Origin of the sequence: Leifsonia psychrotolerans (assembly GCF_013410665.1) — a bacterium.
GTDB lineage: Bacteria > Actinomycetota > Actinomycetes > Actinomycetales > Microbacteriaceae > Cryobacterium > Cryobacterium psychrotolerans_A.
Genome location: NZ_JACCFM010000001.1, coordinates 2,904,850 through 2,918,795 on the forward strand (window position 1 = coordinate 2,904,850; position 13,946 = coordinate 2,918,795).

11 protein-coding genes are annotated in these 13,946 nt (G+C 64.6%); 5 read left to right on the forward strand and 6 right to left on the reverse strand.

Translation table 11 applies throughout. The features are described from left to right. Positions 1 to 29: 29 nt before the first annotated feature. Positions 30 to 1,130 (reverse strand): substrate-binding domain-containing protein, encoded by a 1,101-nt coding sequence (locus HNR05_RS13250; protein ID WP_179579576.1) that lies wholly within the window; start codon positions 1,128 to 1,130, stop codon positions 30 to 32. 226 nt (positions 1,131 to 1,356) lie between these two features. On the opposite strand from HNR05_RS13250, the gene HNR05_RS13255 reads away from it, so the two are divergent. From HNR05_RS13255 to HNR05_RS13270, 4 genes are all read left to right on the forward strand, one after another. Further along, entirely contained in the window at positions 1,357 to 2,088 is a 732-nt protein-coding gene (locus tag HNR05_RS13255) for a GntR family transcriptional regulator (RefSeq protein WP_218868896.1), read from the forward strand. A 159-nt stretch (positions 2,089 to 2,247) separates the two neighbouring features. Next, positions 2,248 to 2,616: an META domain-containing protein gene (locus HNR05_RS13260; protein ID WP_179579577.1), complete on the forward strand. Its 369-nt coding sequence runs from the start codon at positions 2,248 to 2,250 to the stop codon at positions 2,614 to 2,616. A 489-nt stretch (positions 2,617 to 3,105) separates the two neighbouring features. Continuing rightward, entirely contained in the window at positions 3,106 to 4,440 is a 1,335-nt protein-coding gene (locus tag HNR05_RS13265) for a hypothetical protein (protein ID WP_179579578.1), read from the forward strand. 105 nt (positions 4,441 to 4,545) lie between these two features. Beyond that, positions 4,546 to 5,052, forward strand: coding sequence for an SRPBCC domain-containing protein (locus HNR05_RS13270; protein ID WP_179579579.1), 507 nt, complete (start codon positions 4,546 to 4,548; stop codon positions 5,050 to 5,052). Positions 5,053 to 5,082: 30 nt separating this feature from the next. Here the strand turns inward: HNR05_RS13270 and HNR05_RS13275 are convergent, their stop codons facing one another. The 4 genes from HNR05_RS13275 to HNR05_RS13290 form a co-directional block, all read right to left on the reverse strand. Next, a complete protein-coding gene (locus HNR05_RS13275) occupies positions 5,083 to 6,333 on the reverse strand; it encodes a sigma-70 family RNA polymerase sigma factor (protein WP_179579580.1) in 1,251 nt (416 codons plus the stop codon). 129 nt (positions 6,334 to 6,462) lie between these two features. Next, positions 6,463 to 7,020 (reverse strand): acyl-CoA thioesterase, encoded by a 558-nt coding sequence (locus tag HNR05_RS13280; RefSeq protein WP_179580972.1) that lies wholly within the window; start codon positions 7,018 to 7,020, stop codon positions 6,463 to 6,465. A 125-nt stretch (positions 7,021 to 7,145) separates the two neighbouring features. Next, positions 7,146 to 8,636, reverse strand: a complete 1,491-nt coding sequence (locus HNR05_RS13285) for a Na+/H+ antiporter NhaC family protein (protein ID WP_179579581.1) — start codon at positions 8,634 to 8,636, stop codon at positions 7,146 to 7,148. Between the two features lie 79 nt (positions 8,637 to 8,715). Continuing rightward, on the reverse strand, positions 8,716 to 10,356 hold the full coding sequence (locus HNR05_RS13290) for an amidohydrolase (protein WP_179579582.1): 1,641 nt from the start codon (positions 10,354 to 10,356) through the stop codon (positions 8,716 to 8,718). Between the two features lie 151 nt (positions 10,357 to 10,507). Between HNR05_RS13290 and HNR05_RS13295 the strand changes: the two genes are divergently transcribed. Further along, entirely contained in the window at positions 10,508 to 11,179 is a 672-nt protein-coding gene (locus HNR05_RS13295) for a TetR/AcrR family transcriptional regulator C-terminal domain-containing protein (protein WP_179579583.1), read from the forward strand. A 26-nt stretch (positions 11,180 to 11,205) separates the two neighbouring features. On the opposite strand, the gene HNR05_RS13300 is transcribed toward HNR05_RS13295, so the two are convergent. Continuing rightward, complete coding sequence (locus tag HNR05_RS13300; protein ID WP_179579584.1) at positions 11,206 to 13,893, reverse strand: sigma-70 family RNA polymerase sigma factor; 2,688 nt, start codon at positions 13,891 to 13,893, stop codon at positions 11,206 to 11,208. Positions 13,894 to 13,946 lie beyond the last annotated feature (53 nt).

Here is a 13,946-nt window from a genome sequence, read left to right on the forward strand (position 1 = left end):
CACGAGTGCGCGACCGCCCAGTCGGATCGTTAGCCGATGGAGATTTCGGTGATCCAGGATGCCCCGAGGATGCCCGGCGTGCTCAGTTCCGGCAGCGCCTTGCGAAGTTCGTCCATGTTCGTGACGTTCTTGTCGAGCAGCAGCTTCTGGGTGATGAGTGCGGCTGGGATGGCCATCTTGGACGGCAGGTCAACGCCGGCTGCAGCGGCGATGGAGGCGCGGGCGACGATCGCACCGACGTTGGCGGGGTCGGTGGCGGCGGTTGCCTTCCAGGGGCTTCCGGCCTCGGTCATCAGTCCGATGTCGGCGGTGGAGATGTCGACTCCGTAGAGGTTGACCGTGTCGAGCATGTTGTTCTGGCGCAGTGCGATGAGCGCACCCTTGGCGAGCTCGTCGTAAGCGGCGAAGACGATGGTGGTCTCCGGCGCCGAACTCAGCGCAGCCGCACCCTCGGTCGCGGTGTCGGCGGCAGCCGATTCGCTGTACTTGCCGAAGTGGGCGACTTCCTTGTAGGTCGGGTTGTCGGTGAGGAAGCTCTTGTAGACGCCATCACGGGTGTCGAGCGGGGCGATTCCCGAAACGTTCACATAGGCGACGCTGCCGCCGTCGGGGTTTTCGACCTTGATCTGGTCGAGGATCTTGCCGGCGAGCGACTCGTCATCCTGCGAGATGTACAGGGCGTCCTGGTTTGAGATTGCGACGTCGTAGACGACAACCGGGATGCCGGCCTCGATTGCTTCGTCGATCTTCGGGTTCAACGAGTCGGCCAGTCCGTGGTCGACGACGATCGCGTCGGGCTTGGAGTTGATCGCCTCCGAGAACTGCGTCACCTGCTGGCCGTTGTCACCGCGAGCGTCAAAGAGATTAACAGTTCCGCCGGCCGCGGTGACCTGCTTCGTGAAACCGCCACCCCACTGCTCGAAGTAGTCGCCAACGCCAGACTGGCGCACCAGGGCGATCTTCAGACCCTTCTTGAATCCGGCCGGAGCGGCATCCGGAAGCGCGAAGTCGTTTTCGGAAACGACGGGGGCCTGCGGCTCGGTCGCTGCCGGAGCCGCTGCCTGGGAGCATGCGGTGAGAAGGAGCATCGACGCCGCGACGGCGACCAACGGGATTGCTGTGAACTTCACTGTTCGGTCTCTTTTCTTCGTGATGATCACCTTTCGGTGATCACGGTGTGACTACTGGGCAGGTCCTGTCGATGTTGTTCGGGCGTGAGTTGCTCGGTATTTCAGCTCGCCCACCGGCGTGATCGTTCTGCCGGTACGTCTGCGCTACAAATGGATAGCGAAGAAATGTGAACCATTTTTGTTCATCATTCCCGTAGGTTGTCAGACAGCAGACAAAGGTGTCAAGGTGGATTACGTAACAAAGAGATCTCGCCCCCGTTTGGCGAATGAGATTGTCGATGCGGTTAAATCACGGATCGATGGTGGGGACTACCCGCCAGGCTCACGCCTGCCCACAGAGGCTCAATTGGGTGACGAGTTCGCCGTATCGCGGGCGACGGTTCGCTCGGCGATCAAGGAACTCGCTGTCACCGGCCTTGTGGTGACTCGCCAGGGCCTCGGCAGCTATGTGCGCTCCATCCCTCGGGTGAAGGATGGCCTCGAGAAATTGGGCTCCATCTCCGACTCCATCCGTGCCAGCGGCAAGGAGCCCGGCATGGAATATGCGCGCCGACAGGTGCGCGCGGTGAGCGAAGATGAAGCCGTCAAAATGTCGCTCCCGACCGGAACCCAGATCGTGGAGCTTCGTCGCAAAATCACGGCGGACGGCGAAGTTGTCGCCTATTCGTTTGACCTGTTGCCGCTGTCGATTTTTCCCGATGACTTCGACCCTCGAGTCATGGAGGGCTCGATTTTCGCCTACTTCGAAGAGAAACTCGGGCATCACGCGAGCCTCGGAATCGCCGAGGTGCACGCCGTCGAATCCCGAAAGATCGGCTGGGGACCGGGCAGCAGCAACCATTCGCTGTTTATTTTGTTGGACCAGCTTCAGTATGCCGAAGACGGCCTGCTGCTCGGCTACTCACGCAGCTATTTCGTGGAGGGCGCGTACGCCTTCCTGCTGAAACGCACGAACTGAACGGCATCCGAATCGGTGCACGTCGAAGACCGGCAGATAGGGCCCAAAGCGTTACCAGCGCTTCCGCCTCTGGCTTCGAATTGTCGATAGATTACAACGAACGGGCGGTCTCTCGGAGGCCCTCGATGTGCCCGCTGCTCTGATTGGGGAATTCGTCTCATGCGAAAAATTCTGACTCTCACGGCCATCACCGCTCTCGCCCTCGCTCTCGGCGGCTGCGCGTCTAACCCCGGAGGCTCCGGTACCGACGCAACCGGATCGTGGGGCACAGTAGACGTTCAGGGCGAGCCCTCGCTCGATCTAGCCGAGGGTGGACAGCTCAGCGGCACCGATGGCTGCAACCGCCTCACCGGCACCTGGACGCAAGACGGCAACACCGTGAAATTCGGTCCGCTCGGCTCGACGATGATGGCGTGCGACGGGGTCAAGACCTGGTTGAATGCAGCGGAATCGGCTACCGTCGACGGCTCTACGCTCACCATTCTCGGTGCGGACGGCGCAGAGATCGGCACGCTCAAGCGCAACTAGTCGTCGAGCCAACCCGTCGGTCGGCACACCCCGCCGGTCGGCACACCCCGCCGGTCGGCACACCCCGCCGGTCGGCACACCCCGTCGGTCGGCACACCCCGCCGGTCGGCACACCCCGCCGGTCGGCACACCCCGCCGGTCGGCACACCCCGCCGGTCGGCACACCCCGCCGGTCGGCACACCCCGCCGGTCGGCACACCCCGTCGGTCGGCACACCCCGCTGGTCGAGCCTGTCGAGACCCCGCGAGCCAACCCCGCAACGCAACACATGGATCTCGACACGCTCGATCAACGGATCGTCGACACCCGACCGCAGGATCTCGACACGCTCGATCAACGGATACGCGATCAACGCAACCCCGCGGGTCGGCACACCCCGCCGGTCAAGCACACCCCGTTGGTCGAGCTGGTCGGCACACCCCGCTGGTCGAGCACACCCCGCTGGTCGAGCCTGTCGAGACCCCGCGAGCCAACCCCGCAACGCAACACATGGATCTCGACACGCTCGATCAACGGATCGTCGACACCCGACCGCAGGATCTCGACACGCTCGATCAACGGATACGCGATCAACGCGACCCCGCGGGTCGGCACACCCCGCCGGTCAAGCACACCCCGCCGGTCGAGCACACCCCGCTGGTCGAGCCTGTCGAGACCCCGCGAGCCAACCCCGCAACGCAACACATGGATCTCGACACGCTCGATCAACGGATCGTCGACACCCGACCGCAGGATCTCGACACGCTCGATCAACGGATACGCGATCAACGCGACCCCGCGGGTCGGCACACCCCGCTGGTCAAGCACAACCCGCCGGTCAAGCACACCCCGCCGGTCAAGCACACCCCGTTGGTCGAGCCTGTCGAGACCCCGCGAGCCAACCCCGCAACGCAACACATGGATCTCGACACGCTCGATCAACGGATCGTCGACACCCGACCGCAGGATCTCGACACGCTCGATCAACGGATACGCGATCAACGCAACCCCGCGGGTCGGCACACCCCGCCGGTCAAGCACACCCCGCCGGTCAAGCACACCCCGTTGGTCGAGCCTGTCGAGACCCCGCGAGCCAACCCCGCAACGCAACACATGGATCTCGACACGCTCGATCAACGGATCGTCGACACCCGACCGCAGGATCTCGACACGCTCGATCAACGGATACGCGATCAACGCGACCCCGCGGGTCGGCACACCCCGCTGGTCGAGCACACCCCGCTGGTCGAGCCTGTCGAGACCCCGCGAGCCAACCCCGCAACGCAACACATGGATCTCGACACGCTCGATCAACGGATCGTCGACACCCGACCGCAGGATCTCGACACGCTCGATCAACGGATACGCGATCAACGCGACCCCGCGGGTCGGCACACCCCGCTGGTCAAGCACAACCCGCCGGTCAAGCACACCCCGCCGGTCAAGCACACCCCGTTGGTCGAGCCTGTCGAGACCCCGCGAGCCAACCCCGCAACGCAACACATGGATCTCGACACGCTCGATCAACGGATCGTCGACACCCGACCGCAGGATCTCGACACGCTCGATCAACGGATACGCGATCAACGCAACCCCGCGGGTCGGCACACCCCGCCGGTCAAGCACACCCCGTTGGTCAAGCGCACCCCGTTGGTCGAGCCTGTCGAGACCCCGCGAGCCAACCCCGCAACGCAACACATGGATCTCGACACGCTCGATCAACGGATCGTCGACACCCGACCGCAGGATCTCGACACGCTCGATCAACGGATACGCGATCAACGGATACGCGATCAACGAAGGCCTCACTGGGAGCCGGGTGGAAAAGCTCTGAATCATTACTGAACGTTTCGATTATTCTCAGGGGCGAGCTGCTGCCGCTCTGGTAACCGAACGGCGGAAGGCTTAGCCTCAAAGAAAGCACGTGTTTCGCTGAGTGTGGAGGTCGCAATGTCTACTCATCCAACCGGTCGTCTCTCCCAACGCCCCGATGGGCTCTACCTGATGGTCGACCGCCTCTTCAACGCCCCGATCGAAGATGTCTGGTTCACGCTCACCCGTCCGGCCGAGTTGGAGAAGTGGATCGGCACCTACACGGGGTCCCCGTCCACCGGCGCCGTGAAATTCTTGATGTCCGCCGAAGAAGACGCGCAGTGGGAGTACGTGAGCATTCTCGAGTGCTCTGCTCCGCATCGGTTTGCCTGCGATGTAGGCACCGGCGATGATGCCTGGCGGCTACTTGTGCATCTCGTGGAGGGCGACCACATGACCACACTCACTCTGGGGCAACGACTGCGCTCCAAGGACGAAGTAGCGACCGTCGGGCCGGGCTGGGATTACTACCTTGATCGGATGATCGCGGCGCGTGCCGGCCAGCCCCTCCCCGAGTGGCAGCACTACTACCCGGCACACGCGCAATATTACAAAGAACTCGAGATGCCGAGCCCGTCGCACTGATCGCAGGCCGACTCGGCGGCGCCGTGACGGCTAGTTGAAAGGTGTGCACATCGGCGGCGGGGGCGACGTCGGGCGCGGAGTCGGCACGGGGAACACGGCCGGAGAATCGGTCGCCGGTGGCGTGTTCGGAACCGGGGTCACCGTGGGAACGGGCGTTACCGTGGGCGCAGGGGTCACAGTCGGAGCGGCTGTCGGCGTCTGAGTCGGTGCAGGAGTAACGGTCGGCGTCGACGAAACGGGTGGCGCCTCGGCCACGGCGGGATCGCTGGTCGTCGAATTCACCAACGCCGCCACGCCGAGAGCGACGCCCCCGGCCAGAACCACGGCCGCACCGACCACGACAACGGCGTTCCAGGCGCCACTGGTAGCGGCAACTCCCACCGCACGTCCGCCGAAAGCCGTCGTGACGACGGCCGGCGGCGGACCAACCGGGGCTGCCGCCATGAGCAATGACGACCCCTCTGATTGGCGCCACAACGTATACGCGGCGGCACCTCCTACGCCGGCGGCAATGGGAAGCAGGATGAGGGCCAGACGCGAGCCCACCTCTTGGGCCTCAGTGGAGATAATCGCGCACCGGCTGCAGGAGAGCAGGTGCCCGTCGAGTCGGGTTTTCTCACGCACTCCGAGACCACCACGCGCGTGTCCGCCCAAGTGGTCGATCGTCCACCGGCAGTCCGAATTGGCCGGAACCGACGAGATGTGCGCCTGAATCCACGCCTGGCGGAGGCCCTCCCTCGCGCGGTACGTGAGGGCGGACACCGCGTTGGGCTTCATGCCGAGCAGCGGAGCGATCTGCTGCGCGCTCATGCTCTCAACTTCGCTGTACCAGAGCGCTTCCTGCCAACGCGTGGGGAGGCTGCGGAATGCGTTCGCGGTCAGACCGAGGTCAAGCGCAGCGAGCGAGGCATCTTCGAGAGTCGTCGGGTCGGCCAACTCATCGAGAACGTCGGATGACGCCTCTCGCGAGGACCGACCCCACGACGCAGCGGTGTTGCGGATCGTCGTGAAGAGGTAGGCCCGAAAGGCCGAGGTTGGACCCTTGCCCTCCTGGATGGAGTTGAAAATCTTGGTGAAGGCCTCCGCGACGATGTCGTCGGCGTCGATGTCGGAGGAGCATCCCTGCGCGACGGCGCGACCGGGGGCCGCGTGACGCTTCCAGAGCACGGCGAACGCGTCGCTTTGGCCTTTGCGGGTGAGTTCGACGAGCTCGATATCGCCCAGGGTCTCGGGGTTGCGCGCGAAAAGAGCGCGGCGAGGAGGCCGAATCGGAGGAACCATATGTTCAAAAGTACCGGTCGCATCTAACAAGTGGGTGCGAAGACGCGTTCCAGACCGAGAATTACCCTCCGATTGAGAGACTTTTTCGTCGAATCCGCGCAAGGCGAAGGCCCGGCGGCGTGGCTGGCGTCAGTGCCAGATGCTTGGCGCCGCTACCCGAGTGGGTGGCAAAGTCACATCTGTGCTCCACTTCAGCAGCCAGTCCGGCACTCTCACCCCGGCTGGCGGTTCCCCCACGGCATCAAGCAATTCATTGATCGGCACGACCCCGCCGCTTCGCTTCAGAAAGCGCCCCCGGATGTAGCCGTGCGCGTAGATCTCGGGCACACCATCGGCATCCGGTCGCACGAAGCGCTGCTCAACGTAGACGGCCTTCTCGTCGAAGCCGAGGATCCGCGACTCGATCGTGAACCTCTGCCAGATCTGCAACGACTTGCGAAAGCTGATCGTCTCGGAGACCACGACCGGATACCACCCCTTCTGGGCGAAAATCACCCAGACGCCGCTGCGTCGAAGCATGTCGAACCGAGCGATGTCCATGATCGAGAGGTACACGCCGTTGTTCATGTGCCGCAGGATGTCCTGGTCGGTCGGCAGGGTCGTAAACCGCGTGCGGCACACGTCATAGAGACCGAGCTTTGGGCCACGGCGCGAGAGGAACGTCTGGAGGAGGGTCCGAAAGAACATATGCACCCTGCGAGGCTAAGGGGAGCCCTGGAGTTTGCCGTTTTTATTGACGCAAGCCACAGTCAAGAACCTACGGGGCGCCCGCTGGTTGCCGTTGTGCACCAGCGGGCACCCGAGGCCGCGGACTAGCCGAAGCTGATGAAGCCAAACACGATGTACAGCCCGAACGACAGCGCCGCGGCAATTCCGGCGTACGGCAGAATCGCGCCCATCAGGTTGAACGGCTTGATGCCGACGGCCTTTGAGGTGAGGATGATGCCGTCGCCGTAGAGGCAGGTCGTGCTGCCAAGTGCGGCGCCCGAGAAGATGGCCGAGGCGGCCAAGATCGGGTCGACGTTCATGGCGAGCGCGAGCGGGATCACGATGGGTGTGATGATGGCGGCGAGATCCCAGAACGAGCCCGTGGCGTAGGCATAGACACCGCAGACCAGGAAGACGATGGCCGGCAGCCAGGCACCGCTCATGAAGGGTTCGGTCGAGCTGATCACGAAGTCGGCCAGTCCGAGGTCGATGTTGATCTTCTGCACCATGAAGGCCAGAACCGAGAGCAGAATCACGAACAGCATGCTGGAGACGCCCGCAAATGCGGCATCCATGACCTGTTTGATGCTCATCTTGCGCTGAATGACGTAGAGCACGATGGCGACGAGAAGCGCGGCCGTCGTGCCCTTAAGCACATCGACCTCGGTCAGAATCGTGACGGCGACCATGGTGACGAGCGGAATCACGAAGTTGTACGGCAGCGCCCGACGCACCCGCGCGACGCCCGTCGCTTCGAGCACGGCGACAGAACCGGATGCCGCAGCCGGCCTGAGCACACCGTCGGCATCCGGGCCGAGTCTCCCACCGATGGGTAGCCCCCCAGCCTCAGCCGCGGCATCCTGACCGAGTTCTTCGGCCCGCTCCTCGGCGGTCATCGAGGCCGGGAACACGTCCCCCGTGCGCTGGGCGCGCTCACTGTCTGTGCGCACCGAGCCGAGCATCGGAAAGACGCCGATCGCGACGAGCAGGCCGATCACGAGCATGATCCAGCCGAAGAAGATATACGGGATGGCCTGCAGGTAGGCGCCAAAACCCGAACCGTTGACCGTGACGCCTTCAGCTTCGAGCAGACCCGAGAAGAAGATCGCCCAGGTTGAGAACGGCACGATGACACAGATCGGCGCCGCCGTTGACTTCACCAGCATTCCCAGCAACGTGCGCGGTACGCCGTACCGGTCGGTGAGGTTCTTCATCGAGGTGCCCACCGCGAGGGCATTGAGGTAGTCGTCGACGAACATGACCACACCGAGGATGTAGGTGAGCACGAGCGACTTGCGTCGACTGTTCACGAACCGCTCGGCCCAGACCGCGAAGTCATTCACCGCACCAGAACGTTCGAACAGCGTGATCAGAATTCCGAAGAGCACGACGACGGTGACCAACCACTGCAGGGTTTCGTCGCTCATCGAGGCGCCGACGAAGTGCACCCACGAGTCGAAGAAGCCGAAGCCGCCGAGAAGGACGCTGCCGACCACGGTGCCGCAGACGAGGGCCAGGAGGGTGCGCCGTGTGAACACGGCGACAACAAGGACACAAATTACCGGGAGGAGCGACAGCGCGCCGAAATCATTCATTGATCACCTTTGAGGGGACGGGAGTTGAGCCAGAGACCGCGCGGGTGCCAGGGGTGTCGGCCGCCGTGCGCGGGGTGCGTTACGGGAGAACTGCGTCGTCGGCGCGGTAAACGGTCGTGCCGTTCACCACCGTCGCGTGCACGGGCACGTCGATCAGTTCATCTGCTGACACCGTGAGCGGGTTGTCGTCCCACACGGCGAAATCTGCGGCGAAACCGGGGGCGATACGTCCCAGGTCGTCGTCACCCTGGGCCTCGGCGGCCCAGGCGGTGAATCCGGCGAGCGTCTCGGCAGCCGTCAGTACCTGATCCGGCTCGAAGACGGGGGCATCCGGATTGCCGGGCGTGCGGCGCAAGCGCGCCCAGGCCATTCCGATGCGCGCGTCGAGCTGCGCGACGGGCCAGTCCGAACCGAGGGCGACGAGCGAGCCGGCGTCGAGCATGTCGCGCACGCGCCAGGCGAGTGCCGCGCGCTCCGGACCTAACCGGGCAGCCCAGGCGTCGGAGGCATCGGCCTTTCGCCACTGCAGGTGCAGGGGCTGAACGGATGCCGTAATGCCGGCCGCCGCCATCCGTGCTAGGTCGCGGTCGGCCAGGCATTCGAGGTGCTCGATGCGGTGTGGTGCCCGGCCGTGCTGCACGCCGGCCGCAATATAGGCGTCGATCGTCGTGCCGATGGCCCGGTCGCCGATGGCGTGGGTGGCGATTTGGAAGCCCGCGTCGCTATACCGGCGCACGACGCGTTCGAACTCGGTGGGGTCCTGCCAGAACGAGGCGAGGCCATCGCCCTGACTGTCTGGTTCGTAGAGCCAGCCGGTTCCGGTGTCGATCACCCCGTCGTTGAACAGCTTGATCAGGCCACCGCGCCAGCGCGCACCGTGCCGATCGCGCTGCGCCAGATAGGACCGGGTGCGATCTTCGTCGTAGCCCGGATTGTGCGCCAGAGCCGTGACGATGCGCAGGGGCAGGCCGCCGCCCGTGGAGTCAACCTCGTCAAGCAGGTCGAGCGAGGCAAGATTGCCGTCCATGATGCAGCCGCCGGTGACCCCGGATGCGCCGAGCTGGCCGAAAATCTCGCGCACGCGATCGACGGTCTGCGCGGTGGTGAGCGCAGGGGCCGCCTTGAGTACGAGGTCAAACGCCGAGTCCTCGCGCAGTTCACCGGTCGGGCGCCCGCTCGCATCCACCATGATCTCGGAGGTGTCGGTGAACGTGCGCGCACCCGTGATGCCCGCGGCCTGCAATGCAGCGCGACTGGCCAACGCGGTGTGCCCGTCAAAGAGCAGGAGGAGTGCCGGCAGCCCGCTCACGGCGTCGTCGATCGACTCGGCTGTCATGGGCAGCGAGCGAAAGAGATCATAGTCGAGGTTCCAGCCGCGCACCCACCCGTCACCGGCGCTGGAGCGCGCACGATCAGCCTCGGCACGCAGCAGCTCGAAAAAGCGGCGCGGATCTGTCACCCCACCGAAGTCACAGCCGGCGGCCAGCTCGATGCCCTGGATCGGGTGCAAGTGCGCATCGATCAGACCGGGTGTGACGGTGCGTCCGCCGAGGTCGGTCACGACCGTTGCGCCGCCGCGATACTCGGCGAGTGTGGCCGCGTCGCCGACAGCGATGATGCGTCCGTCGCGCACAGCCACGGCTTCGGCGCGCGGGCGGCCGGGCGCCAGGGTGACGACGTTAGCATTGACAAGGATGGTGTCGGCGAAGCTGGAGCTCATGCGCAGTCGGATGCCTTTCACAAAATACTGTGTCGATCGGCGCTGAACGCTGAGGTGAGCGCTTCATCGATACCGGGTTATTTAATCTAATTAAATTAGTGTCACCATAGTATGTCTGGTTCGACCACGACACGATCACGACAGGGAAAAAGTGACAGAGGTGCAGACGCGGAAGGCCGGTCGCCCCAAGACGTCGGTGCTCAACCCGGATCAGATCGTCGACGCTGCCTTCGAAGTGGTGCACGAAGCGGGGCCCGACGGCTTCACTTTGACCCGTCTCGCAGCAAAGCTCTCGGTCAAGCCTCCCGCCCTGTACCACTATTTCGCCAATAAAGACGCGGTGATCAAGGCGATGCGCGGTCGCCTCGCCTCGCTCAACGACGTCACCGGATTCGCCCGCGGCTCCTGGGACACGGCGATTTTCCCCTGGGCGCGCTCCTACCGCGCCGCAATGCTCGCGTTTCCAGCCAGCATTGCTCTACTCGCGACGAGGCCCATCGACGGAGAAGAAGAATCGGTCGCGAACTACGAGACCATCAGCGCCTCATTTCTCGCGGCAGGCTGGCCTGAGCACGAGGTCGTCACGATTTTGGTGGCACTCGAGTCGTTTGCAATCGGCTCGGCCCTCGACGCCCTCGCCCCGGACGACAACATGAGTCCCGGCGCGTTCGCCGCCGACGCCCCGATCTTCGCCGCAGCCGAACAGGCACGACGCGATCATGCTGCGAACCGGTGCACGTCAGTCGCCGATGCATCTTTTGAGCTCGGTCTCGCCCTGATGGTTGCCGGATTACGGATGCGGCTGGCCGAGCTGCGCGCCTGATCCACCCGCAGCTGGCCCGAACTGCCCTAATCGACGAATGTGACCGGTATCAGGTTCTCGGCGCCGAACCGGGGGGCATCGACCGTGCCACCGCGGTAACGCACACCAACGGTGGTCTGGCCATCCGCTGGAACCCGACTGGGCCAGTAGGGCCAATCTGCCCAATTCCCGTCCTGGTCGAATACATACGATCCCGCATCCTCCCCACCCAGAATCAGCTGGAAGGACGCACCAGGGTCACCGGTGAGAGTGATGAAGGCATGATCTTGAATCCCGGAGTCCACGGGCGGCCGGACGAAGTACTCCACTCCGGTGATGCCGATCGAGCGAAGCGTGAGCGACGTCGGCGCGCTGAGAGCCGAGACGTTGCCGGCCGTGTCGGTCTGTCGCGCGGCCAGCGTTTGAGCACCGAAGCCGAGACCGGTCACCGCATCGATCGCCCACGCGCCTGCGGCATCCGCTGTCGCCTGGTCAACGGTCTGACCCGCCCCGTTCACCAGCTCAACCGTGGCCCCCGGCTCGGCCGTGCCCACCGCCGATGGAAGAAGCCGATCATCCGGATCTCGTGTCAGGGAGAAAGTCGGGGCGAGCGCACTGGTGTCGACGGTGAAGGTGCGTGGGGTGGGGACTGAATAAACCACGCCGCCGGGGGTGCGTGCGAATACGTCGAAGGTGTGGGTGCCATCCGAAAGAGGGCCTGCGTCGACGAACCAGGAACCATCGGCCGCGATCGTTCCGTGGTAGACAGCGCCGGAAGAATCAGCTGCCTCCACGCCATATCCGGCGGAGATCGAGCCCCAGACGCCGCTGATGCGAACCGTATTGGTGCCGACCGTGCTGTCGGGACCCGGTGAGGAGATGGGGAGTGCGGGATACGCCAGCGTGAAGGTGACCTGAGATTCCGGTCCGAACCGAGGCACACCGCCGCTGGGCTCGACGTAGCGTACGCCGAGGCTGTGGTGACCGAATGAAAGATAGTCGGGCATGAACAGACTGAACGTGCCGCCCACGTCATTCAGGGGCATTGCTGTCGTGGGGCTGTCTCTGTGACCGTCAACCGAAAGCTCGAACGTCGCGTTCGGGATCCCCTGGACGGTCACAAGTTCTGAATGGGTGACCACGGCGTCTTCGATGAACGACGAGATGCTCACTGGAACGAGGGTGAGCGATTCTGGGGCTGTCAGGGTTGAGACGCGGCCGCGAGTGTCGGTCTGTCGGGCGGCAATCACCTGGTCACCGAAGTCCAGTCCAGTCACTGCATCGATCGACCAGTCGCCAGCATCGCCGGCAGTCGTCTGACTGATTACCGCCCCCGCACCGTTTACGAGGTCGACCGTGGCGCCCGGAAGGGCTGTGCCGCTGGCCGAGGGAAAAACACGGTCATTGACATCGCGGCTGAGAGTGAACCCCGGAGGCGCAATATCCGTCACTGGTGGCGACGGGGTGGGCGTTGGGGTGGGCGTGGGGGTGGGCGTGGGCGTTGGGGAGGGCGTGGGAGTGGGGGCCGGTGAGGGGTCAGGCGTCGGCCCAGGCGCCGGCAGTGCTGTCGGCGTCGGTGACGGTGACGGTGACGGTGACGGTGACGGTGTCGGTGTCGGTGTCGCTGTCGCTGTCGACGTCGGCGTCGGCGTCGAACCGGGAATCGGCAGGTTGCTCGAGGCAGGGCTCGGCACCGGCTGAGCAACTGAGTAGTCTGGCGGCGTCGTGAAGAAGAGGGGGACGACCGCAGTCACTCCACCGATCAACCCGAGCGTCGCAACAGCGACGACTGCGAGCGTCGCTCCGGTGGACAGGGTCGTTGCGGTCACGGCTGCGGTGACGCCGAGCGAGCTCGTCACGCTCGCGGGCAGCGGGGCGACAGAGAGTGCGGCGAGCAGCGACGATGCGCCAGAGGCCTGAGTCCAGGCGGTGTAGGCGGCGGCCCCCGCAACTCCGGCGACGAGCGGCAGGAGCACCAGGGCGAGATGGCTTCCCACCTCCTGCGCCTCCGAGGCGATGATCGAGCATCGACTACAACCCACCAGATGAGCGTCGAGGCGGCGTTGCTCGCGGGAACCCAGAGCACCCCGTGCGTGACTGCCGACTCGATCGATCGACCACTGGCATTCAGAGTTTTCGGGAACAGACGAGATGTGTGCCTGAATCCAGGCCTGACGCAAGCCTTCCCGGGCCCGAAAAGTGAGGGCTGAGATGGCATTGGCCTTCATGCCCAGTAGCGGCGCGATCTGCTGAGCGGTCATTCCTTCCACCTCGCTGTACCAGAGAGCCTCCTGCCACCGCGTCGGCAGAGAACGAAACGCGCTGACCGTCAGGCTGCGGTCAAGGGACGCGAGCGACTCGTCCTCCACCGTCGTCGGGTCAGCCAGCTCATCGAGCTCGTCGGTTGAAGCCTCTTTCGACGATCGCCCCCACCCGGCCGACACGTTGCGAATCGTGGTGAACAGATAGGCCCGAAATGCCGTCGTCGGTCCCCTGCCGGACTGAATCGCCTGCAAGATCTTGGTGAACGCCTCAGCCACGAGATCCTCAGGGTCCTGTGAGCCCGTGTACCCGCGTGCCACCGCCGCGCCCGGTCCCGCGTGCCTCTGCCAGAGCACGCCGAAGGCTTCGGCGTTGCCCCTGCGAACGAGCTCAACCAGCTCAGAGTCAGAGCGCGCGTCAAGTTTCCGGGTCAACGCAAGACGCCCTGACGACCGCGCCGGCTGCTGACCCATCCGGCCAATCTATCGGTATTTATAGCCCGTCACGTTCTGAAATTCTCGCCGGC

Excerpts from the sequence above, each read along its gene's own strand:
- HNR05_RS13290 (WP_179579582.1), bottom strand. The coding sequence starts at position 10,356 with ATGAGCTCCAGCTTCGCCGACACCATCCTTGTCAATGCTAACGTCGTC.
- HNR05_RS13265 (WP_179579578.1), top strand. The coding sequence starts at position 3,106 with ATGGATCTCGACACGCTCGATCAACGGATCGTCGACACCCGACCGCAG.
- HNR05_RS13285 (WP_179579581.1), bottom strand. The coding sequence starts at position 8,636 with ATGAATGATTTCGGCGCGCTGTCGCTCCTCCCGGTAATTTGTGTCCTT.
- HNR05_RS13270 (WP_179579579.1), top strand. The coding sequence starts at position 4,546 with ATGTCTACTCATCCAACCGGTCGTCTCTCCCAACGCCCCGATGGGCTC.
- HNR05_RS13280 (WP_179580972.1), bottom strand. The coding sequence starts at position 7,020 with ATGTTCTTTCGGACCCTCCTCCAGACGTTCCTCTCGCGCCGTGGCCCA.
- HNR05_RS13260 (WP_179579577.1), top strand. The coding sequence starts at position 2,248 with ATGCGAAAAATTCTGACTCTCACGGCCATCACCGCTCTCGCCCTCGCT.
- HNR05_RS13300 (WP_179579584.1), bottom strand. The coding sequence starts at position 13,893 with ATGGGTCAGCAGCCGGCGCGGTCGTCAGGGCGTCTTGCGTTGACCCGG.
- HNR05_RS13275 (WP_179579580.1), bottom strand. The coding sequence starts at position 6,333 with ATGGTTCCTCCGATTCGGCCTCCTCGCCGCGCTCTTTTCGCGCGCAAC.